We start from the raw sequence: 25033 nt of genomic DNA, 5'->3' as shown, positions 1-25033 counted from the left end.
GGGACGAATGTTCATCTGATTCTGGAGGAGGCGGAGCCGGAAGCCGAGCCCTCGGCTGTTCCTGTTCCTGTTGTTGGTCCGGTGCCGTGGATTCTATCGGCGGCGACGGAGGCGGCTCTCCGTGAGCAGGCCACCCGACTGGCCGACCACCTCATCGACCACCCCGACCTCACCGTTACCGATATCGGCCACTCCCTCGCCACCACCCGCGCCGCCCTTGAACACCGGGCCGTGCTCCTCGCCGATGACCATGACGGCTTCCTGAAGCGGCTGACCACTCTGGCCGAGGGCGCGGAGACACCGGGCCTGGTGACGGGCGCGGGTGCGGGCACCAAGGCGAAGACGGTGTTCGTGTTTCCGGGTCAGGGGTCGCAGTGGGTGGGGATGGCGGTGGAGTTGTTGGGTTCCTCGCCGGTGTTCGCGGCGTGGATGGGTGCGTGTGGGGAGGCGTTGTCGGGGTTTGTGGACTGGTCGTTGACCGAGGTGCTGTCCGATGAGGTTGAGTTGGGCCGGGTGGATGTGGTTCAGCCGGTGTTGTGGGCGGTGATGGTGTCGTTGGCGGAGGTGTGGCGTTCGTTCGGTGTGGTGCCTGCTGCTGTGGTGGGGCATTCGCAGGGTGAGATCGCGGCTGCTGTGGTGGCGGGTGCGTTGTCGTTGGAGGATGGCGCTCGGGTGGTGGCGCTGCGGTCGCGGGCGATCCTCGCGTTGTCGGGCATGGGCGGGATGGTGTCGGTGCAGTTGCCCGCTGATGAGGTGCGGGAGGTGTTGGGCCGTTGGGAGGGTCGGATCGATCTGGCGGCGGTGAACGGTCCGGCTTCGGTGGTGGTGGCGGGCGGAACCGGTGAGCTGGAAGAGCTGCTGGCGTGGGCGGAGGGAGAAGGGGTACGGGCGCGGCGGATCGCGGTCGACTACGCCTCGCACTCCTCCCAAGTAGAGGGCCTGCGAGAGGAGTTGGCGGACCTGCTGAACGGCGTGGCGCCGATGGCCTCGCGGGTGGCCTTCTACTCGGCGGTGACGGGCGAACGGGTTGATACGGAGACTCTGGACGCGGGCTACTGGTTTCGCAATCTGCGGCAGCCGGTGGAGTTCGAGCAGGTCACGCGGGTCCTGCTGGAGCAGGGACACAGCGTGTTCGTCGAGATCAGCCCGCACCCGGTGCTGACGTCGGCGGTGCAGGAGACGGCCGAGTCGGTGGGGCGTGAGGTCGCGGTGACGGGCACGCTGCGACGTGGTGAGGGCGGCTCCGAGCGGCTGTCGCTGTCGTTGGGTGAGGCGTATGTCCATGGTGTGGGCGTCGACTGGCAGGAGTGGTTCACGGGGAGCGGCGCCCGGCCGGTGGAGTTGCCGACGTACGCCTTCCAGCACCGCCACTACTGGATGGAGATGCCGAGCGGCGCGGCCAAGGGTGCCACGGGCCGGGTGGTCGACCGCTGGCGCTACCGCGTGGCCTGGCGTCGTATCGACCCCAGGGCTTCGGCGGCCGGGGGCACACCACTGTCGGGGAGGTGGCTGCTGGTCGTACCCGAGGAGGGTGCCGGGGGAGAGGTCGCCGAGGCGTTGCGCGCGGCGGGCGCCGAGCTTGAGGTCACCACAAGCGCCACCACAAGCGTCACCGCCGGCGCGGCCGCAGGCGCGGCGACAAGCCCGGCCACAACCGCGACCGCAGGCACATACGCCGGTGTCGTCTCGCTGCTGGAGACCGCCGGTGACGCCCTCGCCCTGGCGCGGGATCTGCGCGCGGCGGAGATCGACGCGCCGCTGTGGTGGCTGACCAGGGGCGCCGCCGCCGTGGCCACCAGCGATGCCGTACGGTCCGAGGCGACGCGGCTGTGGGGGCTCGGCCAGGTGGTGGGCCTGGAGCACCCCGACCGATGGGGCGGGCTCGTCGACCTGCCGCGCGAGTGGAGCGAGAGCGCCGCCGCCCTGCTGGCGGCCCTGCTGTCGGGCGCCGCCGAGGGCGAGGACCAGTTGGCGATTCGCGGTCCCGCCGCCTACGCGCGGCGGCTGGTGCGTGCCCCGCTGGCCGACCGGGGCCTCGTGCGGCCGTGGAACCCGCGGGGCACCGTACTGATCACGGGTGGTACCGGTGGCATCGCCGCCCACCTGGCGCGCTGGCTGGCCGCCGAGGGCGCCGAGCACCTTCTGCTGGTCAGCCGTCGTGGGGCGGGGGCGCCCGGCGCCGAGGGGCTCGCGGAGGAAGTGCGGGCGCTGGGCGCAGAGGTGACGCTCGCGGCCTGCGACGTGGCCGACCGTGACGCACTGGCGGCCGTACTGGCGGACGTACCGGAGCAGTGGCCCCTGAGCGCCGTCATCCACACCGCCAGCTCCACCAGTTACGGTCCGGCGCTCGCGGTCGAGCCCCAGGAGCTGGCCGACGGCATGGCCGCGAAGGCGGAGGGCGCCAGGAACCTGGACGAACTCACCGCCGGCCTGGACCTGGACGCGTTCGTGCTCTTCTCGTCGGGCGCGGCGGTGTGGGGCAGCGCGGGGAACGGTACGTACGCCGCCGCCAACGCGTTCCTCGACGGGCTCGCGTTCGAGCGCCGGGCGCGTGGCCTGACGGCGACATCGCTGGCGTGGGGCGGCTGGGCCGGCGGGGGCATGCTGGAGGGCTTCGGAGCCCTCGCCGACCAGCTCGACCGGATGGGCGTACGGCAGATGCGGCCCGAGTCCGCGATCGAGGTCATGCGGGAGGCGGTCGAGCACGACGAGACCGCGCTGACGGTCAGCGACATGGACTGGGAGCGGTTCGCCCCGGTGTACGCGCTGGCCCGGCGCCGTCCGCTGATCGAGGAGATCCCCGAGGCGGCCCGCGCGCTGCGCGGCGAACAGTCCGACGACGACCGGGCGTTCGGCGATGACGGTGGCGCCGGCGACGAGCTGCGGCGCGGGCTCGCGGGTCTGACGGAGGGCGAGCGCCGTGCGGTGCTGCTGGATCTGGTACGGGGCCGGGCGGCGGCGGTGCTGGGGCACTCCGACGCGGCGGAGGTGGCGGCCCACCGGCCGTTCAAGGATCTGGGCTTCGACTCGCTGACGGCGACGGAGTTGCGCAACCGGCTCAACGCGGCCACCGGACTGCGGCTGCCCGCGACCCTCGTCTTCGACCATCCCACACCCAACGCCCTCGCCGCCCTCCTGCGCGAGGAGTTGTTGGGCGGGGCGGAGGCGGAGAACGCCGCTCCGTCGTCCGTCCGCCGGCCGGTGGACGACGATCCTCTCGCGGTCGTCGGCATGGCCTGCCGGTACCCGGGCGGTGTGCGCGGGCCCGAGGACCTGTGGCGCCTGGTCACCGAGGGCCGGGACGAGATGTCGGACTTCCCCACCGACCGGGGCTGGGACGCGCTGTCCCTCTACGACCCCGGACAGCAGACCACCCTCTCCGGTCAGGGTGCCTTCCTCTACGACGCGGGCGACTTCGACGCGGAGTTCTTCGGTATCTCGCCGCGCGAGGCGCTCTCCATGGATCCGCAGCAGCGGCTGCTGCTGGAGACCTCCTGGGAGGCGATCGAGCGCACCGGCATCGACCCGGTCTCGCTGCGCGGCAGCCGTACCGGCGTCTTCGTCGGCGGCACCCCGCAGGAGTACGGCGCCCTGCTGATGAACTCCCCTTCCCTGGCGAGTGGTTACGCGCTGACCAGCTCGTCCGGCAGCGTCATGTCGGGCCGGGTCTCGTACGCGCTGGGTCTGGAGGGTCCCGCTGTCACGGTGGACACGGCCTGCTCGTCCTCCCTGGTCGCGTTGCATCTGGCGGGCCAGGCGCTGCGGTCGGGGGAGTGCGACCTCGCGCTCGCGGGCGGTGTCACGGTCATGGCCACGCCCGGGGCATTCGCCGAGTTCGCCAACCAGGGCGGATTGTCCTCCGACGGGCGGTGCAAGGCGTTCGCCGACGCGGCGGACGGCACGGGCTGGGGCGAGGGTGTGGGTGTGCTGGTGGTGGAGCGGTTGTCGGACGCGCGCCGCAACGGTCATCGGGTGCTGGCGGTGGTACGTGGCTCCGCCGTCAACCAGGACGGCGCGTCGAACGGTCTGACCGCGCCCAACGGGCCTTCGCAGCAGCGGGTGATCCGGGAGGCGTTGGCGAGTGCGGGTCTGGTTCCGGCCGAGGTCGACGCGGTGGAGGCGCACGGTACGGGTACCCGGCTCGGTGACCCGATCGAGGCGGGTGCCCTGCTCGCCACGTACGGGCAGGGCCGTGCCGAGGACCGGCCCCTGTGGCTCGGCTCCGTCAAGTCCAACATCGGGCACACCCAGTACGCCGCGGGTGTCGCCGGGGTCATCAAGATGGTGATGGCGATGCGAGAGGGCGTCCTGCCGCGCACCCTGCACGTGGACGAGCCGACCCGGCAGGTGGACTGGTCCGCCGGTACGGTACGGCTCCTGACGGAGCGTCAGCAGTGGCCGGAGACCGGACGGCCCCGCCGGGCCGGTGTGTCGTCGTTCGGGATCAGCGGGACCAACGTCCATCTCGTCCTCGAACAGGCCCCGGAACAGGCCCCGGAACAGGCCCTCGCGGGCGACGGACCCGCCGATGAGCCGGTGGCCGAGGAGGCGGGCGCCGGACAGCCCGGAGCGGAGCGGTCCACGGGCGCCCTGCCCTGGACGATCTCGGGACACACCGAGGACGCCCTGCGCGACCAGGCCGTACGCCTCCTCGCCGACCTGCGTCGACGTCCTGGCGCGGCCCCCCTCGACATCGCCCACTCGCTCGCCACCACCCGCAGCGCCCTCGCCCACCGCGCGGCCGTTGTCGCCGGCACCCTCCCCGAACTGCTCTCGGGACTCGCGTCACTCGCCGCCACGGCGGGATCCGCCACGACGGACGCCGAGGTGTTCCGCGGTGCCGCGCGTGAGACCCCGCTCGCCATGGTCTTCCCCGGCCAGGGTGCCCAACGGGCTGGCATGGGAAGCGAGTTGTACGATCGCCACCCCGTCTTCGCTGCGGCCTTCGACGCGATCTGCGCCGCGTTCGACGGACTGCTGCCCCGCCCGCTGCGCGAGGTCCTCTTCACCACCGACCCGCAGCGGCCCGGGGAGCTGGACCGGACCGAGTTCACCCAACCCGCCCTCTTCGCCGTGGAAGTGGCGCTGTACCGGCTCCTGGAGAGCTGGGGGATCCGCCCCGACATACTGATCGGCCACTCCGTCGGAGAACTCGCCGCCGCCCATATCGCCGGGGTCTGGTCCCTCGCCGACGCCTGCCGGGTGGTCGCCGCCCGTGGCCGGCTGATGCAGGCGCTGCCGCCCGGCGGAGCCATGCTGGCCGTACAGGCCACCGAGACCGATGTGGTGGGTGTGCTCGCCGCGCACTCGGACCCCCAGCTCGGCATTGCCGCCGTCAACGGGCCCTGCTCGGTCGTCGTCTCCGGTCCGGAGGGCTCCGTCCTGGAGGCCGCCGCCGAGTTCGTGGGGCGCGGTTACCGGACCAAGTCGCTCGCCGTCAGCCACGCCTTCCACTCCCCGCTCGTGGAGCCCATGCTCGCGGACTTCGCCTCCGAGCTGGCCCGGGTCGAGTTCCACGACCCCGCTCTCGCCATCATCTCCAACATCACCGGAGCCCCCGTCTCCGCCGCCGAACTGCGCGCCCCCGGCTACTGGGTGCGGCATGTGCGCGACACCGTCCGGTTCGTCGACGGGATGCGCACCTTGCTCGACCGGGGGGTCCGCACCTTCCTGGAGGCGGGCCCCGGCGGTGCGCTGACCGCGATGGCCGAGGAGACCGCCGCCGAGCACGTCAAGTCCGCGGTGACCTGCCTGGCCGCCCTGCGCGGCGGCGACCGGGGCGAGGCCGACGCGCTGGTCGCGGCGGTCGCGCGGCTCGCCGTCGAGGGCACGGCGGTCGACTGGGACGCGTACTTCGCGGGCCGTGGCGCCCGCACGGTCCCGCTGCCCACGTACGCCTTCCAGCACCGCCGCTTCTGGCTGCGGGTGCTCGGCGGCGGTGGCGGAGGCAAGGCCGCGTCGTCCATCGGCCTGGCCACGACGGACCACCCGATGCTCGGCGCCGTCACCACACTGCCCGCCTCCGGCGGACTGCTGCTCACCGGCCGCCTCGACCTCGCCGGCCACCCCTGGCTGGCGGACCACACGCTGGGCGGCACCCCCCTGCTGCCCGGTACGGCCTTCGTCGAACTGGCCCTGCACGCGGGCGAACACGTGGGCTGCGACCATCTCGACGAGCTGGTCATCCACGCGCCACTGCCGCTGCCCGAAGCCGACGGGATCGCCCTCCAGCTGTCGGTCGAGGCCGCTGACGACACCGGCCGCAGGCCCTTCACCGTTCATGCCAGGACCGAGGACACGCCCGGCCTGCCGTGGACCCGGCACGCCACCGGCCTGCTCGCGCCGGGCGCCCCCACCGCCGTACCGGCAGCCGATCCCACCGCCGCCGGGAAGCCGGCCCGTGGCCGTCGCGTGCCCCTGGACGGCTTCTACGCGAGGACCGCCGAGGCGGGCCTCGACTACGGCCCGGCCTTTCACGGCCTGACCGATCTGTGGCAGGTGGACGGCGCGCTCCACGCGCGGGTCGTCCTGCCCGCGCACATCACCGACGCGGACACCGGCACCGACGACGGTACGGACGGCAGCGGCAACTACGCCGTTCACCCCGCTCTCCTCGACGCGGCCCTCCAGCCGCTCGCCCTCGGCATCCTCGGCACGGACGGGCCCGACGGCGCCGCCGTCCCCGCCGGGCTGCCCTTCGCGTGGTCGGGCATACGGCTGTACGCGACCGGGGCGACGGAGCTGTACGCCCGGCTCGCGCCCACCGGGGACGGCGCGGTGTCCGTACGCCTCACCACCCCGGACGGCCACCCCGTCCTGACCGTCGACGCGCTGACCCTGCGTACGCCCTCGGCCGTCCCCACCCCCGCCGCCGCGCGGGAGGGCGAGCCGCTGCACCGGGTGGAGTGGCCCGCCGTCCCGCTCGCCCCGGTCTGCGGACCGGTCTCCGAAGCGTGGGGGATGCTCGGCCTCGACCCGCACGAACTGCGGCCGAGGCTGGCCGCCGCCACCGGCCTGGACATCGTCCCGTACCTCGACCGGCAGTCCCTCACCGAGACGATCGACAGCGGCGCACCCGCCCCCACGGCCGTTGTCGTGTTCTGCGAGACCCCGGAGGGCGACGACCTCGGCGCCGCCGCCCGCACCACCACGGGTCGGGCGCTCGCCACCCTGGGGCCCTGGCTCGCCGACGAGCGGACGGCCGGTACGCGGCTGGTTCTCGTCACCCATGGTGCCGTCGCCGTGGGCCCGGACGACCGGGGGCCGCACCCGGCCTCCGCCGCCGTATGGGGCTTGGCGCGCGCGGCCCAGGCCGAGCATCCCGACCGGGTGGTCCTGATCGACCTGGACGACGAGGACGCCTCGCTCGCCGCCCTGCGCTCCGCCCTGGCCACGGGCGAACCGCAGCTCGCGCTGCGGGCCGGCACCGCCCACACGCCCCGGCTGACCCGGATCCCGCCCCCCGCGGCAGACACGGACCTGCCCGCGGAGGCTTCGCCGGACGACGCCTCGCCGGTACGCGGTACGGAAGCCGCGCGGTTCGACACGGACGGCACCGTCCTGGTCACCGGGGCGACCGGAGCCCTGGGCGCCCTGGTGGCCCGCCATCTCGTGACCCGGCACGGCGTACGGCATCTGCTGCTGGCCGGCCGGCGCGGTCCGGCCGCCCCCGGCGCGGACGCCCTGGCCGCCGAACTCACCGGGGCGGGCGCCCGGGTCACGTTCGCCGCGTGCGACGTCGCCGACCGCGAGGCCCTCGTACGGCTGCTCGCCGACGTCCCCGCCACACACCCGCTGACCGGTGTCGTCCATCTCGCCGGGGTGGTGGACGACGGCCTCCTCACGGACCTCACCCCCGAACGGCTCGACACCGTCCTGCGCCCCAAGGCCGACGCGGCCTGGCAGCTGCACGAGGCGACCGCCGGCCTCGGGCTGACCGCCTTCGTCCTGTTCTCCTCCGCGGCCGGGGTGCTGGGCAGCCCGGGGCAGGCCAACTACGCCGCCGCCAACGCGTTCCTCGACGCGCTGGCCCAGCACCGCCGGGCCGCCGGGCTGCCCGCGCTCTCCCTCGCCTGGGGGCCCTGGCGGGGCACCGGCGGCATGGCCGACGCCCTCGACACGACCGAACGGGCCCGGCTGGGGGGCAGCGGACTGCTGCCCTTCACCGCCGAGTCCGGACTGGCCGCCCTCGACCGGGCCATGGCGCTCCCGGACGAACCGCTGCTCGTACCGCTCCAGCTCGCGCCGAGGGCCGCCGAAGCGATACCCGCCGAGCGGATCCCGGCGGTCCTGCGCGGCCTCGTCCGTGGCGCGACCGCCCGCAGGACCGTGGCCCGTGGCGACAACCGGCCGGGCGGCACGGGGCTGGCGGATCTCGACACCGCCGCGCGCGAGAGCGCGCTGCTGGAACTCGTGTGCGCCGAGGCGTCCCGGGTGCTCGGACACAACGGCACCGAGGGGATCGACGCCGACCGGGCCTTCGGCGAGCTGGGCTTCGACTCCCTCACCTCGGTCGAACTGCGCAACCGCCTCACCGCCGCCACCGGCCTGCGGCTCCAGCCCACCCTGGTCTTCGACCACCCGACCCCCACGGCGCTGGCCACGGCCCTGAACCAGCAGTTCACCGCACCGGCGGCCGAACCCGCGCGCACCGCTTCCCCGGCCGACCCGACCGCCGCCGTCGCGGGCGCCGTCGAGGCGCTCTACCGGCACGCCATCACCGTCGGCCGGTACGACCAGGCGGGGAAGGTCCTGATGAACTCGGCGGGCCTGCGACCCGCCTTCGCCACCGCCGACGCGGTGGGCCGGGCACCGGGGCTGGTGAAGCTCGGCGACGGCGGCGCGCACCCGGCGCTGATCGGTCTGCCGTCCACCTCCGTGTGGGCGAGCGACCAGGAATTCGTCAGCCTGGCCCGGCCGTTGCGCGATCTGCGGAGCACCTACTCCCTGATGATGCCGGGGTTCACCGCCGACGAACTCGTCGCGGGCAGTGTCGAGGCGGCCGTCGAGCACGCGGCCCGTACGATCCTGCGATTCATGGACGGCGAGCCGTTCGCCCTGGCGGGCCGGTCCTCCGGAGGCTCCCTCGCGTACGCGGTCGCCACCCGGCTGGAGGAACTCGGGACCCCCGCCACCGGTGTGGTCATGCTGGACACCTATCTCGCGGGCACCCCGCAGACCGACTACATCGTCCATGTGATGGAGGAGCGCTCCCTCGAACGCGAAGCCGAGTTCGGCCGGATGACCGGTATGCGGCTCACCGCGATGGCCTCGTACTTCTCCCTCTTCGAGACCTGGCGGCCGCGCCCCCTCACCACCCCCGCGCTGCTGCTCCGCGCCTCCGAACTGATCCCGGCCGACCCGGGAGAGGAGCGTACGGTCCCCGACGAGTGGCAGAGCGTGTGGCCCGTACCGCTGGATGTGGTGGATGTCCCCGGCGACCACCACTCCATGATCGAGGAGCACGGAAAGGTGACCGCGGGGATCCTGCACAACTGGCTCAACGGCCTGACCGGGCGCGGGTAGCCGGCAGGCAGGCGCGCTTCTCGGCTACGGCTGGGGTCGCGACGTCGGGTACGGGCGTGGGCATGGCCGCCGCCGGTCCCCGGACTCGGCCACCCGGTCCACGAGCGGCGCGCCCCCCCGGACGCCGGTGATCATCCGCATCGCCCGCGAGGAGGTGTACGGACCCCGCCTCGCCCTCTTCGAAGCCGTCGGACGCGTGGCCCCGGACATCCTCGGCCGGACACTGCCCCTCAACGGCGCGGGAGGGTGCGGCGCCGCCCTCGCCGACCTCCGCCTCCCGGTCGAACTGCTGCGCGGCTTCGCCCTCTTCGAGCCCTTCCTGCGGATCAGGGACTGACACGGGATCGGCCTCGACGGCGACGCCCACAACTGGAACCCATGGGTGCACGGCGCGGTGCTGACCTCGGCTCTCCTGCTCTGCGACGACGAGAAGGAGCGCGCCGAACTCGTCCGCCTGGTCGTCCTCGGCCTCGACCGCTTCGTCGAGGTGCTGCCCGACGACGGAGGCGTGGACGAGGCACAACGACCCCGACCCCGACCCCGGCATCGGGCAGCTGCCCGGCGCGGACCACCACGCCCGTGACGTACGGGCGGAGACGGGCGACCGGGTCACCGCGGGGTACGCGGATCTGGCGCCCGCCCACCCCACGGGCCTGCTCGGCGCCTTGCGCCGTACCGTACGGCTGGTCCGCGCGGCCCCGGGCGAAGCGGCGCACATCATGGTCACGGACGGACCGGACGCGGGGCCCGCCGCGTTCGGCATGCGGCACATCCTCGCGGGCGACGTACGGCTCCACGAGGCCGGGCCGTGGTCCACACCGCCACCGGCTCCGTCCTCCAGCTCCGCCGGGACCCCGCGCGGCTGACCGGAGGTCTCGTACAGCGCCGGATCGAGGACCCCACACTGTGCCGCTCCTGGGGCGACCGGCTGATCCGGCTGACCCTGCGCACCGATCCCTCCCGCACCCCCGGCGGACCGCCGGTCCTGTTGCGGTTACGGATCGAACGCGCCGGCTGAGCCACCGTACGGTCAGACGCCCGCCGCCCTCTTCACCGACGAGTTACGGAGGATCAGCTCCGGCAGGACCAGGACCCGCTGGGCGGGATGGCGCCGGCCCGCCCGCAGCCGGGACACCATCATCTCGACCGCCAGCCGCCCGACCCGGGACTTGGGCGGGCGGATCGCGGTCATCGCCGGCTCCGCGAGATGGGCCACCTCGTCGTCGTAACTGACCATCGCCATATCGCCGGGGATGGCCAGCCCCTGCTCCGCGAGGTACTGGGCGACGGACATCGCGTCGGGATCGCTGTGCACGATCAGGGCGGTGATCCTGGACGTCCGGCATCTGCGCAGGATGCCCCTGATGATCTCGCGGTGTCCCGGGACATCGAGGGCGACGCTCTCCCTGACCACGAACTCGCCCGGCAGACCCAGCTCCGCGCACGCCTTGTGCCATCCCTGGGCGAGATGGGCCGAGGTCGGGCTGCCCTTCGACAGGACGAGTCCGATCCTGCGATGGCCGTGCTCGTGGAGATGGCGCACGGCCATCTCCAGACCGAGTGCGTGATCGCTGCGCACCCATCCGAGCTGACGCGGCGTCGGGGTCCACCGTGATATCTGCCGTTCGACGAGGATGGCGGGCACCGGCAGATCCCCGATCCAGTCGATCATCTCGTCGAGCCCCTCGCCCTCCAGATTCGGCGCCAGCAGCAGCCCCTGGACCTGCTGGGCGGAGATCAGCCGGCTGATCTGGCGGCGGTCCTCCGCCTGGTCGTAGCTCGATCCGCGCAGCTGGATCTGTACGCCGAGCGCGACGGCCGCGCTCCGGGCGCCGCTGACGATCTGTGGCCAGTAGTAGTCCAGTGAGGGGACGACCATGCCGATGGTGAACGGTGTCGCCGCGGGCCGGTGGCGGCGTACCGGATCGAGGTCGGTCGGCAGGGTGGCGCCGCCGTGCACCCGGGTGAGCAGCCCACGGGCGGCGAGCGCGGCGATATCGCGCCGTATCGTCAACTCGCTGACCTCCAGCGTCCGCGCCATGTCCCGGACCCGCAGGGAACCGTGCCGCCGCAGCTCGTCCAGTAGCCGTTCCCGGCGTTGCAGGGCGAAGAGCCGCTCATCCGTCATCGGGGTACCTGGCCTTTTATCTGTTCGATTCTGAACGTTTCGCTTCGTTTACGTGCGACCTCTAGTGAATCCGTACGCCACACCACTATCTCTATTCCAACGTGTTCGGCAAGGAACCCGTATACGGCAAGGAACTCGGCGGCGCGGCCACAGCCCGCGCCCATGGGAAGGATTCGACACCCGATGCAAACGAAGCCCCAAGCGCTGGTCGTGATGGACCGGCAGAGCTTCGACGCGCACTTCGACCCGGCCCGGCTCGAACGCTTGGCGAGTCTGGTGGAACTGGGCGATCCGGTATGGACCGACGACCTCGACTCCCCAGCAGTACGGGCCCGGTTGGCGGACGTCGAGGTGATGCTGACGTCATGGGGCGCCCCCCGGCTGACCTCGGAGCGTCTCGCGGCGGCGCCCGCCCTCAAGGCGGTGCTGCACTGCGCGGGCAGTGTGCGCGGGCTGGTGGGGGACGAGGTGTGGCGCCGGGGTATCCGGGTGACCAGTGGCGCCGATGCCAACGCGACACCTGTCGCCGAATACACCCTGGCGGCTATCATCTTCGCGGGTAAGAAGGCCCCCTTCCTCGCCGCCGACGAACTGCGCGCCTACGAGGGCTGGGGAAAGGTCACCGGCTACGGGGACCTGTCCAACTTCCGCAGGACCGTAGGGGTGGTGGGGTTCTCCCGGATCGGCCGCAAGGTCGTCGACCTGCTCAAGGTCCTCGGCGGTACGACCTGCCTGGTCGCGGACCCGCACGCGGACCCGGACGAGGTCGGCCGGGCCGGCGCCACCCTGGTCGACCTCGCGGAACTGCTGCCACGGGTCGACGTACTCACCCTGCACGCGCCCGAACTCCCCGAGACCCGCAACCTGATCGGCGCCGCGGAGCTGAGCCTGCTGCCCGACAGCGCGACGGTCATCAACACCGCGCGCGGCAGCCTGATCGACTCCGACGCGCTGGCCGCGGAGTGCGCGGCGGGCCGGCTCTTCGCCATCCTCGACGTCACCGAGCCCGAGCCGCTGCCCGCCGGTTCTCCGCTCCGCCGACTGGCCCGTGTGATGATCACCCCCCACATCGCGGGCTCGCTCGGGTCGGAGATCGGACGTCTCACCGACCACGCGATGGACGAACTGGCGCGCTGGTCCGCCCGGCAGCCGCTGCGGGCGGAGATCACGGCGGAGAGCTGGGCTCTCGGACTGAGCGCCTGAGCGCTCCGAGCGCCTCGGCCGGGGCACCGCTTCCCGCTCTCCGGCCCTCCCGTCTCCCGCCCCAAGCCTTCCGCAGGAACAGACAACTCGAAGGAGCCGCACATCATGAGGAAGACCTCAGCAAGAGCCCTGACGGCCGCCATCGCGGTCACCCTGCTCGCCGGCGGATGCGGCGGAGGCGGTTCCGACACCACCTCCGACGGCCGTACGGTTCTCAAGGTCGCGCTGTGGAACTACGACACGACCCCCGAGTTCAAAGCGCTGATCGACGGCTTCGAGGCGGAGAACCCGAAGGTCGACGTACAGCCGGTCGACATCCTGGCCGACAACTACGCCGACAAGGTCACCACCATGCTCGCGGGCGGTGACTCCACCGACGTACTGACGATGAAGAACGTCACCGACTACGCGCGCTACGCCACGCGCGGCCAGTTGAAGGCGCTCGACAAGGACGTCAAGGCGCTCGACAAGGCGTCCTACTCCGGTCTGGAGCCGTTCGACCTCGACGGCCACTACTACGCGATGCCCTACCGGCACGACTTCTGGGTCCTCTTCTACAACAAGGCGCTGGTCGAGCCGACCGGCGCCGATCTGTCCCACCTCAGCTGGGACGAGTACGCGACCCTGGCGAAGAAGATCACCAAGGGCGACGGCACCTCCAAGGTCTACGGCACCTATCTGGAGACCTGGCGCTCGGTGGTCCAGGCGACCGCCGCCGCGCAGACCGGCGGTGACCTGCTGGGCGGTGACTACGGATTCTTCAAGAACCAGTACGAGTTGGCGCTGAACCTCCAGAAGTCCGGTGCCATGATGCCGTTCGCGACGGCCAAGAGCCAGCACGTCACCTACAAGACGATCTTCGAGGGCGGCAAGGTCGGCATGGTGCCGATGGGCAGCTGGCTCGCCGCCGCCCTGCTGGCGGACAAGGCCGGGGGCAAGACGGACGTCGACTGGGGCATAGCGCCGATGCCGCAGCTCAAGACCGACGGGAAGACGACGACCTTCGGCTCGCCGACCGCGTTCGCCGTGAACAAGAAGGCGAAGAACTCGGCGGAGGCCGAGAAGTTCGTGAAGTGGGCCTCGGGCCCCAAGGGCGCGGCGGCCATCGCCGGTATCGGTGTCGTCCCGGCGTACACCAGCGACGCGATCATGAAGTCGTACTTCGGGGTCAAGGGCATGCCGTCCGACGCGCTGGCCGCCAAGGCCATGAAGCCGGACGCCGTGAAGCTGGAGATGCCGGTCAGCGACAGGACAGCCGACATCCACCAGATCCTCGACGAGGAGCACGAACTCGTGATGACCGGTGAGAAGTCCGTCGATCAGGGCATCGAGGAGATGAACAAGCGCGTGAAGAACGAAGTCCAGTGACCCTTCTCTCCCACCCCACCACCGGTGAGCAGCGGCGCCGGCGCAACGCCCTGGTCGGCTGGAGTTTCATCCTCCCGAACTTCCTGGGATTCGCGGCCCTGACGCTCGTCCCGGTGATCGGGTCGGTACTGCTGGCCTTCACCAACTGGAATTCGTACGCGACACCGGAATGGGTCGGCCTCGACAACTTCCGGCGGATGATCGACGACGACAATTTCTGGACGGCGTTCAAGAACACCTCATGGTACGCGGCCGGTCATATCCCCCTCACCCTGGTGGCGGCTCTCGGCCTCGCCGTACTGCTGAACCAGAGACTCCGGGGCGTGGGAATGCTGCGCACGGCGTTCTTCTTCCCGTACGTCACCTCGCTGGTGGCGGTGGCCGTCGTATGGAACATGCTGCTGAGTCCCGAGGTGGGCCCCGTCAACCAGCTCCTGCGGTTCGTCGGCGTCGCGGATCCGCCGGGGTGGACGGCCTCCACCGACTGGGCGATGCCCGCACTGATCATCACCAGCGTGTGGCGGGACATGGGGTACTACATGGTGCTCTATCTCGCCGGGCTCCAGGCCATCCCCGGCGAACTGTACGAAGCCGCGCGCGTCGACGGCGCCGGAGCGTGGAAGCGGTTCCGGCATGTGACGCTGCCGGGGCTGCGGCCCACCACCTTCTTCGTACTGGTCATGCTCACGGTCTCCAGTTTCAAGGTCTTCGACCTGGTCCAGGTCATGACCGAGGGCGGCCCCGGCCGGTCGACACTGGTGCTGTCACAGCTCATCTTCCGGCAGGGCATCACCCAGGGCCGGTTCGGATACTCCTCGGCGATCTCCCTGGTGCTCTTCCTCCTCGTCCTGACGATCACCGTCGTACAGTTCCAGCTCCAGCGGAGGACCGAACGATGAACACCACCACGCCGCGAAAGGACAGCGCGGCGACCGGGACACCGCGCCCGGCCGCCCCGGAACCGGTCCGGCCAGGCAGCGGGGGCGGTGTGCGCGCCGCCGCCGGCCGCGTTCTCCTCCATACGGGACTGGTCGTGCTGGCGGCGGCGATCCTGCTGCCGTTCGCGTGGATGCTGACCTCCTCGGTCAAGGCGGACAACCAGGTCTTCACCGTTCCGATCCGGTGGATACCCGAGGAATTCCACTGGGACAACTTCGTCCGGATCTGGACCGATATCCCGCTGCTGACCTACTTGAACAACTCGCTGTTCCTCAGCCTCGTCATCACCGCGCTCCAAGTGCTCACCGGGAGTTTCGCGGCCTACGGCTTCGCCAAGATGCGCTTCCCCGGACGCGACGCGCTGTTCCTCGGATATATCGCGACCATCGCCGTGCCGTGGCAGGCGTATATGGTTCCGCAATACATCATCATGGAAAAGCTGGGGTTGGTGAACACCCATCTCTCGCTGATCCTGCTCCAGGCATTCGGCGCGTTCGGGGTATTCCTCATGCGCCAGTTCTATCTGACCATTCCGGACGAGATCGGCGAAGCGGCCCGGCTGGACGGGCTCAGCGAGTACGGCATCTGGGTACGCATGATCCTTCCGCTGTCCAAACCGGCACTGGCCAGCCTCGCGCTGCTGACCTTCGTCAACACGTGGAACGACTACATGGGGCCGTTCATCTACCTGACGGACAACGACCTGTGGACCGTGCAGCTCGGTCTGCGCCAGTTCGTCGGGCTGTACGACACCCAGTACGCCATGATCATGACCGGCTCCGTGCTGTCGGTGCTGCCGATCCTGGTGGTCTTCCTGCTCGGACAGCGCTACTTCGTGCAAGCCATCGCGACCAGCGGAATCAAGTGAGGCGAAAGCGATGAGCGGCGCACCCGGCACCGACCGACGGCTCCGGCTCAATGTGGGATACGGATCCTGGGACCTGATCTGGTCCTTCGTCCACCGGGTCCTGGTCATCAACCTCGGGCTGGCGGCGGCGAACCTCCCCCTCCTGGCCGCCCTGCAACTGGTCCACCAGCCATGGCGCTACCCGGTGTTCTTCGGCCTCCTCTCCCTCGGGGTCGGACCGTCGCTCGCCGCCGCATTCGGCTATCTGCGCCGGGCCGACGACGACGAACGGCCCCCGGCCGCCGAACTGCCGCGCGCCTACCGGCGTTTGTTCGGCCCGGCGCTGCTTCTCTGGACACCGTGCGTCCTGCTGATCGCCATGGCCGCGACCGATGTGTTCGTCCTGCGCGACTCCGCGCCGGGGCTCGCACTGGTGCCGCTGCTCGTCGTGGTCATCCTCGTCACGGGGAGCAGCGCCGTCGTGGCGATGGCCGGCCTGGCGTACGACACCTCCCGCCCCAGGAGGCGCGTACTCCTGACGGCGTCGTACGCGCTGCTGCGCCGCTGGCCGCTCGGGCTGATGAACCTCGGGCTGCTCGCGGTCACCCTCGCGATCGTCAACCAGGCGCCACTGCTCGGTCTGGCCGTTGTGCCCGGCTGCGTGCTGTCCGTTGTCTGGCGCAACGCCTGCGCCATGATCGAGAGGGCGGACACGGCGGCGGAGTCGAGCAGGTCGTAGCGAGGGAGGCCGGCCGGAGATCCACACTCGTATCGAGTGACGGACCGCCGACAATCCGCCGCACAGAACCTCGGCCGAAATCGGCCGACACACCACCGCGGGACAAATGCTGCGAATGCGTCACCAGTAGCGTCAAGGACCATGAAGAGACCCACCGCTCTCGGCGCGCTCGCGCTCTCGCTCGTCGCCCTCGCTCCGATGATCCTGGCACCCGCTCTCGCCAGTGCCGACGGCGTCGAAGCACACCGCCCCCTCGCCTCCTCGCCCGGTGCGGGAGACGGACTGGACCGGTTCCGGAACCAGCCCGTCAACTGGACCGTCTGCCAGGACACCGCACTCGCCGCGAGCGGCACACGGTGCGCGCGAATCACCGTTCCCCTCGACTACGGAAAACCGCGGGGGCGCACCATCGAGGTCGCCCTCTCGCGCATCGCCTCGACGGATCCGGCGAAGCGCCGCGGCATCCTCCAGACCAACCCGGGCGGCCCCGGGGTCCGGGGTCTCGGTATGCCGGGGGAGTTGCGGAAGGTGATGAGTCCCGGGGCAGCGGCGGCGTACGACATCATCGGCATGGACACCCGGGGGCTCGGGGAGAGCACCCCGCTGGACTGCGGGCTCACCCGCGGCACCTGGCTCCACTCACCGGGGGCGGACCGGGCGGGGTTCGACACGAGTGTGCGGCTCTCCCGGGAGGACGCCCGCAGATGCTGGGCCACCCACCCCGATGTGCTGCCCCATCTCTCGACCCGCAATATCGCCCGGGACCTGGACCTCGTCCGCAGTGTGCTGGGCGAGCGGAGGACATCGCTGCTCGGCCAGTCGTACGGGACGGTCCTGGCCTCCACCTACGCCCAGATGTTCCCCCACCGAGTGGACCGGCTGGTCCTGGACAGCGCCCCCGACCCCGCCGAATACCCGTTCCGGATGGTGCGCCGCGCAGGCCCCGCCAACGAGAACGCCCTCGACGACTTCGCACGCTGGGCCGCCCCACGCCACCCCGAGTACGGACTCGGCGCCACGCCCGAGGCGGTGCGCACCGGCGTCGAGGCGATGATCGGGCGCGCGGCACAGGAGCCGATCCGGCTCGACAGGTACCGGATCACCGACCACGAACTGCCACTGCTGCTCCTGATCTCCATCGGCGACGACACCGCGAACCCGGAGTTCGCCGGCATGCTACGGGTCCTGCTGGACGCGGCCGACGGGAAGCCAGTCACCGTACCACCAGGGCTACGGGCCTCCCTGACCCTGATCCTCGAATCCGCGGGCACCGGCCGGGCGGCGGACTACGCGGCCCAACTCGGCATCTACTGCGCCGACTCGGCCATGCCCCACGACCCCGAGTACTACTGGCGGGCGGTGGAGCGGAGCAGGGAATCACAGCCGGTCTTCGGCCCCGTGAGCCACGCGCCGCTGCCCTGCGCCTTCTGGAAGGAGAAGCCGCGCGAACCCCTGACCGTGATCGACAACGAGGTGCCCGCGCTCCAGGTGCAGGCGACCGGGGACACCCGTACCACCTACGAGTCGGGACTCGGGATGCACCGGGCGATGCGCGGGTCGAAGCTCGTGACCGTGCCCGCCAGGACCCACACCGTCTACGCGCACTATCCCAACGACTGCGTCACCCGCGCCGTCAACACCTACCTGCGACACGGCACCCTGCCCGCCCAGGACACCCTCTGCGCCAACGAGCACAACAGCCGGACCCCGTCCGGACCCAGTGGCCCGGAACGTCCCGGGCCGAGGGGCGGTCTTGCCTGGGCAGACCAACTCCCGCACAGTTAAGGCTGTTTGTTCCATCCGGCTGGTCAGTCCGAACCCGTTCACGGCCCTTGCCCAGGACGAGGGCTCGTGCTCCTCGAACACCGCCGTGCGCACACCACGGCGGGCGACCGTGACCTCGACGCCGGTACCCGTGTTGTCGCCTTGCGCAACCCCAGTCGCCGCCCAAGCCACGAGGATGTCGTGACCCAACTCCACCACCCGCCCACGGCACGTATTCACATCGAGAGCCGCGAGTGCAGCCCACAAGTGCTCGAACGACTGACCGGCGCGACCTACTTTCCCGAACGGCTGCTGGGACCCGCGATCGTCGGCACGGTATGCCGAGGCGGCGGCCATCTGCTCTATGTGACGGCGCCGCAGATGATCGACGCCGATCAGCAGGTCGACTACTACCTGGGCCTCCTGTCCGGCGGCTCCCACCAGGGCGGCACGGACGGACCACGCGGGGCGCGTGATCTGGTCCGTATCGTCACACTCGACGACGCCTCCACCCGCTGGCTGAGCACCAAGGTCCTCGACCCGGTCAGCGCACGGGCGGCTTCCGTGCGGAGCGATATGCGCGAGTTCGTGGACACCCATCTGCGCGCGGGTGCCGATGTGCGGCTGAGCTATTTCGAACCGTCCCGGCCGTTGGAACTGCTCGCCCGCGATCTGGGGGTGCCCGGCACCCAGCCCTCGGCCGCGCACATCCCGCTGGCGACCAAGCACGCGAGCCGGAAGATCTTCACCGCCGCAGGCGTTCCGGTGCCCCAGGGCACCGACGTGTGCCACGACCCCGCCGCGCTCGCCACGGCAGTCGCCACACTGGCGAGGGCCGGGCACCGCCGCATCGTACTGAAACTCAACAGCACGGCGTACGGCGGCGGCTTCGGCAACGCACTGCTCGAACTGGACGACGACATCGCCTCGGCGCCCGAGGAGCGTACGGAAGAACGGGTCTCCCGGGCACTGCCCCACGCGTCCCTGGTGGACCGCAAGATCACCTGGGACGACTACGTCACCCTGATGAAGGACTCCGGGGTGATCGCCGAAGAGATGATCACGGACACCCCCCTGCTCAGCCCGAGTTTCCAGGGTCGGCTGACCGACGACAGCAGGGTGGAGACCATCTCCACACACGATCAGATCCTCGGCGACAGCGGCCAGAGCTACACCGGGTGCACCTTCCCGGCCCGCTCCGGCTACCGGCAGGCACTCATCGACTGTGGACGGCGGGTGGGCGAGGTTCTGCTGGAGCTCGGTGTGGACAGCGGGGAGTACGGAGTGGACTTCCTCGCCGCGCCGTCGGGCACGGGGTGGCGCCTGCTGGGCTGCGAGATCAACCTCCGCGCCACCGCCGCCAAACACCCCTTCACCATGGCCACCGCCCTCCTCGGCGCGGAACCGACACCGGACGGACGTCTGTCCGTGAACGGCACCGAGTACGTCTACCAGGCGTCCGACGGCATCATGGACCACCGCTACAAAGGGCTGCGCCCCGCCCAGCTCATCGAGGCGGTCACCCGCTCCCGGATCGGCTACGACCCGGCACACGGAACCGGTGTGGTGCTGCATCTGATGAGCCCTGTCACCATGTACGGGAAATTCGGTGCCCTGTGCATCGGCCACAACCGGGCACACGCCGCCGACCTCATGCGGGAACTGCGCACCCTCGTCGATGGTTTGGTCCCGGGGGCGTAACACACCACACGATCGTCACCCCGCCGGTGACGCGTCCCCGGGACAGACGGCCGGCAGCTGGGCCAGGTTCCCGCTCACCGCCCGCTCCCGGCGGTGGTATCGCCCACTGCCTGCTTACCACCCTGGTTGACGCACGTATTCCGAACACCGTGTTTCCCCACGCCGATCACACTGGAGTACGCAGCCCCGGCCGGGGCTGCGTACTCCAGCACCGTGCCCACGGCGGAGGCCCGCCCGCCCAATTGTCGGGTGCCATGGGCCTCTTCTCCCTGCCGAACGAAATCGGTCAACGAACATTCCTCGCCACTTGGCTCGCCCCCGGACCAAGTGGCCGAGGGCCTGGGACTGTTCAACGACGATCACCCCGCCACGGCGCGCCACCAGCGCATAGTCACCCTTCCGTTACGCGGGAAGGCTGATCGTGTCCCCCCTGCGAAGCATCTGCCGGAGGAAATAACTGTAGGGGCCATTCATTTAGGTGTAGGGGGGCCGGGGAGTGTTCATGGATTGGCGCGACGAAGCCGCAGAAGGTCCTCTGTCGGGGTAAATATGCCGAAAGAGGGAAGGTTGGGGCGGGCGAGAGGTGACGGGAGAGCGGAATCGGAAGCGACCTCGCATCGGGGAGTGAAATATCGCGTGCGAGGTTTCCGGGCGTCCCGGGCGCGGTGCTCGCTTGAGCGTGTTAGGGGTTGATTCATGATCGTAACTCTCTTAATCTTCAAGGAAGTATGGATCGGTTGCGGTGTGGAACAGCGGCTGTTTCCTCATTTCCGAAAAACCCAAGGAAAAAAGGTGGCGAAGATGGCAAGGTGCGGCCTGTTTCCGTTATCCCTCCGGTAGGGAAATGGCGGCTGTAAACGCCTTCCATCACGAAGGACAAAGGGGTCCTTTCGTTTCGCATTATCAATTCCCATGCCCTTGGTGATGCCCGTTCGTCGTGCTTCTTCATCATTTCCTGATGCTCTTCGAGGAGAGTCCCGCGTATGAAATCGGCTGGTGACGAACGGCGACAGCACGACCCCGAGAACCCTCACAGGGGAGAGCGCGGCAGAGCGGCGGACCGCACACCACCCGAGCGGGAGCCCATCGCGGTCGTCGGCATGGCCTGCCGACTGCCCGGCGCGGCCGGCCCCGAGGAGTTCTGGGCCCTGCTCACCGACGGAACCAGCGCCATCACCGAACCACCGGTCGACCGCTCCCGCGCCGGACACACCCGCCGCGCCGGATACCTCGACCACGTCGACACCTTCGACCCCGCCTTCTTCGGCATCTCCCCGCACGAGGCCGCCGTCATCGACCCCCAGCAACGGCTGATGCTCGAACTCAGCTGGGAGGCACTCGAATCGGCGGGCCTGCGCCCGGAACACCTGGCCGAGACGGAGACCCGTACCGGCGTCTTCTTCGGCGCCATCGCGGACGACTACGCCCACCTCGTACGACGCGCCGGAGCCCGGCACCTCACCCATCACACCATGGCGGGCACCAACCGTGGCCTGATCGCCAACCGCGTCTCCTACGCCATCGGCCTCACCGGCCCCAGCATGACCATCGACACGGCACAGGCATCATCCCTGGTCTCCGTCCACCTCGCCTGCGAGAGCCTGCGCAGCGGAGAGTGCTCGGTCGCCCTCGCGGGCGGCGTCAACCTGGCCGTACTGCCCGAGAGCACCACCGTCGCGGAGGCATTCGGAGGACTCTCCCCGGACGACCGCTGCTTCACCTTCGACGCCCGCGCCAACGGCTATGTCAGGGGCGAGGGCGGCGGTGTCGTCCTCCTCAAACCACTGTCCACGGCCCTCGCCGACGGTGACCCGGTCCTCTGCGTCATCCAGGGCGGCGCCGTCAACAACGACGGCGGCGGCCCCGGCCTGACCATCCCCGACCAGGGCGCCCAACGCGGTCTGCTCGGCCTCGCCCACCAACGGGCCGGAGTCGACCCCACCGAGATCCAGTACGTCGAACTGCACGGCACAGGCACCCCCGTCGGCGACCCCGTAGAAGCAGCCGCGCTCGGTGCGGCGCTCGGCACCGGCCGTACCCCCACCGACCCACTGCTGGTCGGCTCGGCCAAAACCAACGTCGGCCACCTCGAAGGAGCGGCCGGAATCGTCGGCCTCCTCAAGACCGTTCTGGCGATCCGGCACCGCCGACTGCCCGCCAGCCTCAACTTCACGACCCCGCATCCCGACATCCCCCTGGAACGCCTCAACCTCCGCGTCCAGACCGAACTGACGGACTGGCCTCACCCCGACCGTCCCTTGCTGGCCGGGGTCAGCTCCTTCGGCATGGGCGGCACCAACTGCCACCTGGTCCTCGCCGACCACCCGCAACCCGTGCCCCCGGCCATCCCCGAGCCGCCCATCACACCGTCCGAGCAGACCACCATCCCCTGGGCGCTTTCCGGTCACACTCAGGCCGCCCTCCAAGCACAGGCCCGCAGCCTCGCCGCCCGCCTCGACACCCCCGACACCGGGCAACACCCCCTGGACATCGGCTACTCACTAGCCGCCGGGCGTACCACCTTCGCCCATCGCGCCGTCGTCCTCGGCACCGACCCCACCACCCTGCGCTCCGGACTCGACGCTCTCGCCCGGCACACCCCCGCCCCGCACGTCGTCCAGGGCACCAGCCGACACACCGACCGCCGCCCCGTCTTCGTCTTCCCCGGCCAGGGCGGCCAGTGGGCCGGAATGGCGGCCGGACTCCTCGACGAGTCCCCCGTCTTCGCCGAGCACCTGCACGCCTGCGCCAACGCGTTCGCGCCGTACGTCGATTGGTCCTCCTGGACCCTCGTGGACATCCTGCGCCAGACCGAGGGCGCCCCCGTCCTCGACCGCGACGGCGTCGTCCAGCCTGCGCTCTTCGCCGTCATGACCGGCCTCGCCGCTCTCTGGCGCTCACTCGGTGTCACTCCCGCCGCCGTCATGGGCCACTCCCAGGGCGAGATCGCCGCCGCATACGTGGCGGGAGCCCTCGGCCTCGACGACGCCGCCCGTCTGGTCGCCCTCCGCAGCCGCGCCCTGGAGACCCTCGAAGGCCGTGGGGCGATGGTCTCCGTCCCGCTGCCCGTCGATGAGGTCCGCGCCCGGATCGCTCCCTGGCACCCGGAGTTGGAGGTCGCTGCCCTCAACGGCCCCTCGTCGGTCGTGATCTCCGGAGCCGCCGACGCCCTCGCCGCCTGCGTCGCCGCCCTCGCGGCGGACGGCGTGGAGACTCGTACGATCCACATCGGGTACGCCTCGCACAGCGCCCAGGTCGAGGAACTGCGGGACCATCTCCTGACAGCACTGGCCCCGATCAGCCCCCGTGCCACCGACATCCCCTTCTTCTCCACCACGCAGGGCGGCTGGGCCGACACCACGACACTGGACGCCGCCTACTGGTACGAGAACCTGCGCCGCCCCATCCTGTTCGCTCCCGCTGTCCAGGAACTGGCCACCACCCACAACGCCTTCATCGAAATCAGCCCGCACCCCGTACTCACCTCCGCCATGACCGCCCTTGTGGAAGCGGCGGCCACCGCGACAACGGCCGGGACGGACGCGCCTTCAGTGGCTACGGCATCGCCGGCCGACCACGCCGTGGTGCTGTCCACACTCCGCCGCGACCAGGGCGGTCTGCACCGCATGCTCACAGCGGCGGCCGAAGGACACGTCGCCGGACTCCACATCGACTGGACCGCCCCGTTCGCGGACACCGGCGCCCGCCGCGTCGACCTGCCCACGTACGCCTTCCAACGGCGCCGGTACTGGTTGGACACGGAGGACACACCGACCGGCGGGGAAGACACACCGACCGGTCGACCGGAACGGGCCATCAGCGAACCGGGCACCGCCCTTGAACCCGAACACGCCAGCGATGCCCCCCGCCCCGGCGCCGTACTCGACACCGTACGCAGCCACACGGCAGCCGTCCTCGGCCATCCGCGCACCGATGAGGTCGACCCGCTCCTCACCTTCAAGGACCTCGGACTGGACTCCGTCACCGCTGTTGACCTGCGGACCCGGCTCGCCACCGCCACCGGCCTGACCTTGCCCACCTCCCTCGTCTTCGACCACCCGACCCCCCACACACTCGCCGGATTCCTGCACCGCCGCCTCAGCGGCGGGACGGCCACCACCACACCCACCACCGACACGACACCGGCTGCCCCTGACGAGCCGGTCGCCATTGTCGGCATGGCCTGCCGCCTCCCGGGCGGCGTCAGCTCGCCCCGGGAACTGTGGGACCTGATGGCAGACGGACGTGACGCCATCGATGTCTTCCCGACCGACCGCGGCTGGGATCTCGGCGGCTCCGACCAGCCCTTCGCCCGCCTGGGCGGATTCCTGTACGACGCGGGCGAGTTCGACGCGGGCTTCTTCGGGATCTCGCCCCGCGAGGCGTTGGCGATGGACCCGCAACAGCGGCTCCTCCTCGAAACAGCGTGGGAGACCTTCGAAGAGGCGGGCATCGACCCGCTAGCCCTGAGCGGCAGCCAGACCGGTGTCTTCGTCGGTGCGATGAACCAGGACTACGGCCCCCGCCTGCACGAGCCGACGGACGGGCACGAGGGCTACGCCCTGACCGGGACCAGCGCCAGCGTACTGTCGGGCCGCCTGGCCTACGCCCTCGGCTTCGAGGGCCCAGCGATGACGGTCGACACGGCCTGTTCGTCCTCCCTGGTGGCGCTGCACCTGGCGGTACAAGCGGTCCGCAACGGCGAGTGCGCCCTCGCCCTCGCAGGCGGTGTGACCGTTATGTCGACGCCGGGCATTTTTGTCGAGTTTTCGCGACAGGGCGGTATGTCCGCTGATGGTCGTTGTAAGTCCTTCTCTGC

14 protein-coding genes are annotated in these 25033 nt (G+C 70.8%); 13 read left to right on the top strand and 1 reads right to left on the bottom strand.

Annotated elements, in window-relative coordinates:
• Nucleotides 1-81: 81 nt before the first annotated feature.
• From ACIP8W_RS30695 to ACIP8W_RS30675, 5 genes are all read left to right on the top strand, one after another.
• Nucleotides 82-9525 (top strand): SDR family NAD(P)-dependent oxidoreductase, encoded by a 9444-nt coding sequence (locus ACIP8W_RS30695; protein WP_402205647.1) that lies wholly within the window; start codon nt 82-84, stop codon nt 9523-9525.
• Nucleotides 9526-9652: 127 nt separating this feature from the next.
• Nucleotides 9653-9862: a hypothetical protein gene (locus ACIP8W_RS30690; RefSeq protein ID WP_401958529.1), complete on the top strand. Its 210-nt coding sequence runs from the start codon at nt 9653-9655 to the stop codon at nt 9860-9862.
• A 45-nt stretch (nt 9863-9907) separates the two neighbouring features.
• Nucleotides 9908-10108: a hypothetical protein gene (locus tag ACIP8W_RS30685; RefSeq protein ID WP_401958530.1), complete on the top strand. Its 201-nt coding sequence runs from the start codon at nt 9908-9910 to the stop codon at nt 10106-10108.
• Nucleotides 10109-10190: 82 nt separating this feature from the next.
• Nucleotides 10191-10391, top strand: a complete 201-nt coding sequence (locus tag ACIP8W_RS30680; RefSeq protein WP_402205646.1) for a hypothetical protein — start codon at nt 10191-10193, stop codon at nt 10389-10391.
• Nucleotides 10334-10543, top strand: coding sequence for a hypothetical protein (locus ACIP8W_RS30675; protein ID WP_402205645.1), 210 nt, complete (start codon nt 10334-10336; stop codon nt 10541-10543). The genes ACIP8W_RS30680 and ACIP8W_RS30675 overlap by 58 nt, the downstream gene beginning before the upstream one ends.
• 12 nt (nt 10544-10555) lie before the next feature.
• On the opposite strand, the gene ACIP8W_RS30670 is transcribed toward ACIP8W_RS30675, so the two are convergent.
• Nucleotides 10556-11653 (bottom strand): substrate-binding domain-containing protein, encoded by a 1098-nt coding sequence (locus ACIP8W_RS30670; RefSeq protein WP_402152550.1) that lies wholly within the window; start codon nt 11651-11653, stop codon nt 10556-10558.
• A 183-nt stretch (nt 11654-11836) separates the two neighbouring features.
• On the opposite strand from ACIP8W_RS30670, the gene ACIP8W_RS30665 reads away from it, so the two are divergent.
• The 8 genes from ACIP8W_RS30665 to ACIP8W_RS30630 form a co-directional block, all read left to right on the top strand.
• The gene (locus ACIP8W_RS30665; protein ID WP_401958537.1) at nt 11837-12856 is read left to right on the top strand and encodes a hydroxyacid dehydrogenase; all 1020 of its coding nucleotides are present in this window, start codon (nt 11837-11839) and stop codon (nt 12854-12856) included.
• A gap of 105 nt (nt 12857-12961) precedes the next feature.
• Nucleotides 12962-14224: an extracellular solute-binding protein gene (locus tag ACIP8W_RS30660; protein ID WP_401958538.1), complete on the top strand. Its 1263-nt coding sequence runs from the start codon at nt 12962-12964 to the stop codon at nt 14222-14224.
• Nucleotides 14221-15123: a carbohydrate ABC transporter permease gene (locus ACIP8W_RS30655; protein WP_402153699.1), complete on the top strand. Its 903-nt coding sequence runs from the start codon at nt 14221-14223 to the stop codon at nt 15121-15123. The genes ACIP8W_RS30660 and ACIP8W_RS30655 overlap by 4 nt, the downstream gene beginning before the upstream one ends.
• Nucleotides 15120-16031, top strand: a complete 912-nt coding sequence (locus tag ACIP8W_RS30650) for a carbohydrate ABC transporter permease (RefSeq protein ID WP_402153701.1) — start codon at nt 15120-15122, stop codon at nt 16029-16031. Before ACIP8W_RS30655 ends, ACIP8W_RS30650 begins: the two co-directional genes overlap by 4 nt.
• A gap of 10 nt (nt 16032-16041) precedes the next feature.
• Entirely contained in the window at nt 16042-16749 is a 708-nt protein-coding gene (locus tag ACIP8W_RS30645; RefSeq protein WP_401958542.1) for a hypothetical protein, read from the top strand.
• Between the two features lie 141 nt (nt 16750-16890).
• Nucleotides 16891-18534 carry an alpha/beta hydrolase gene (locus ACIP8W_RS30640; protein WP_402205644.1) on the top strand — a complete coding sequence of 548 codons (1644 nt, stop codon included), beginning with the start codon at nt 16891-16893 and terminating at the stop codon, nt 18532-18534.
• Between the two features lie 66 nt (nt 18535-18600).
• Nucleotides 18601-20214 (top strand): peptide ligase PGM1-related protein, encoded by a 1614-nt coding sequence (locus ACIP8W_RS30635; protein WP_402205643.1) that lies wholly within the window; start codon nt 18601-18603, stop codon nt 20212-20214.
• A gap of 983 nt (nt 20215-21197) precedes the next feature.
• Nucleotides 21198-25033, top strand: a 3836-nt coding sequence (locus ACIP8W_RS30630) for a type I polyketide synthase (RefSeq protein ID WP_402205641.1), incomplete at its 3' end; no start/stop codon positions are given.

The sequence above is a fragment of the Streptomyces sp. NPDC088554 genome, assembly GCF_044752945.1.
Lineage (GTDB): Bacteria > Actinomycetota > Actinomycetes > Streptomycetales > Streptomycetaceae > Streptomyces.
Note: the sequence above shows the minus strand (reverse complement) of the source record. Positions and strands in the feature narration are given on the sequence as shown.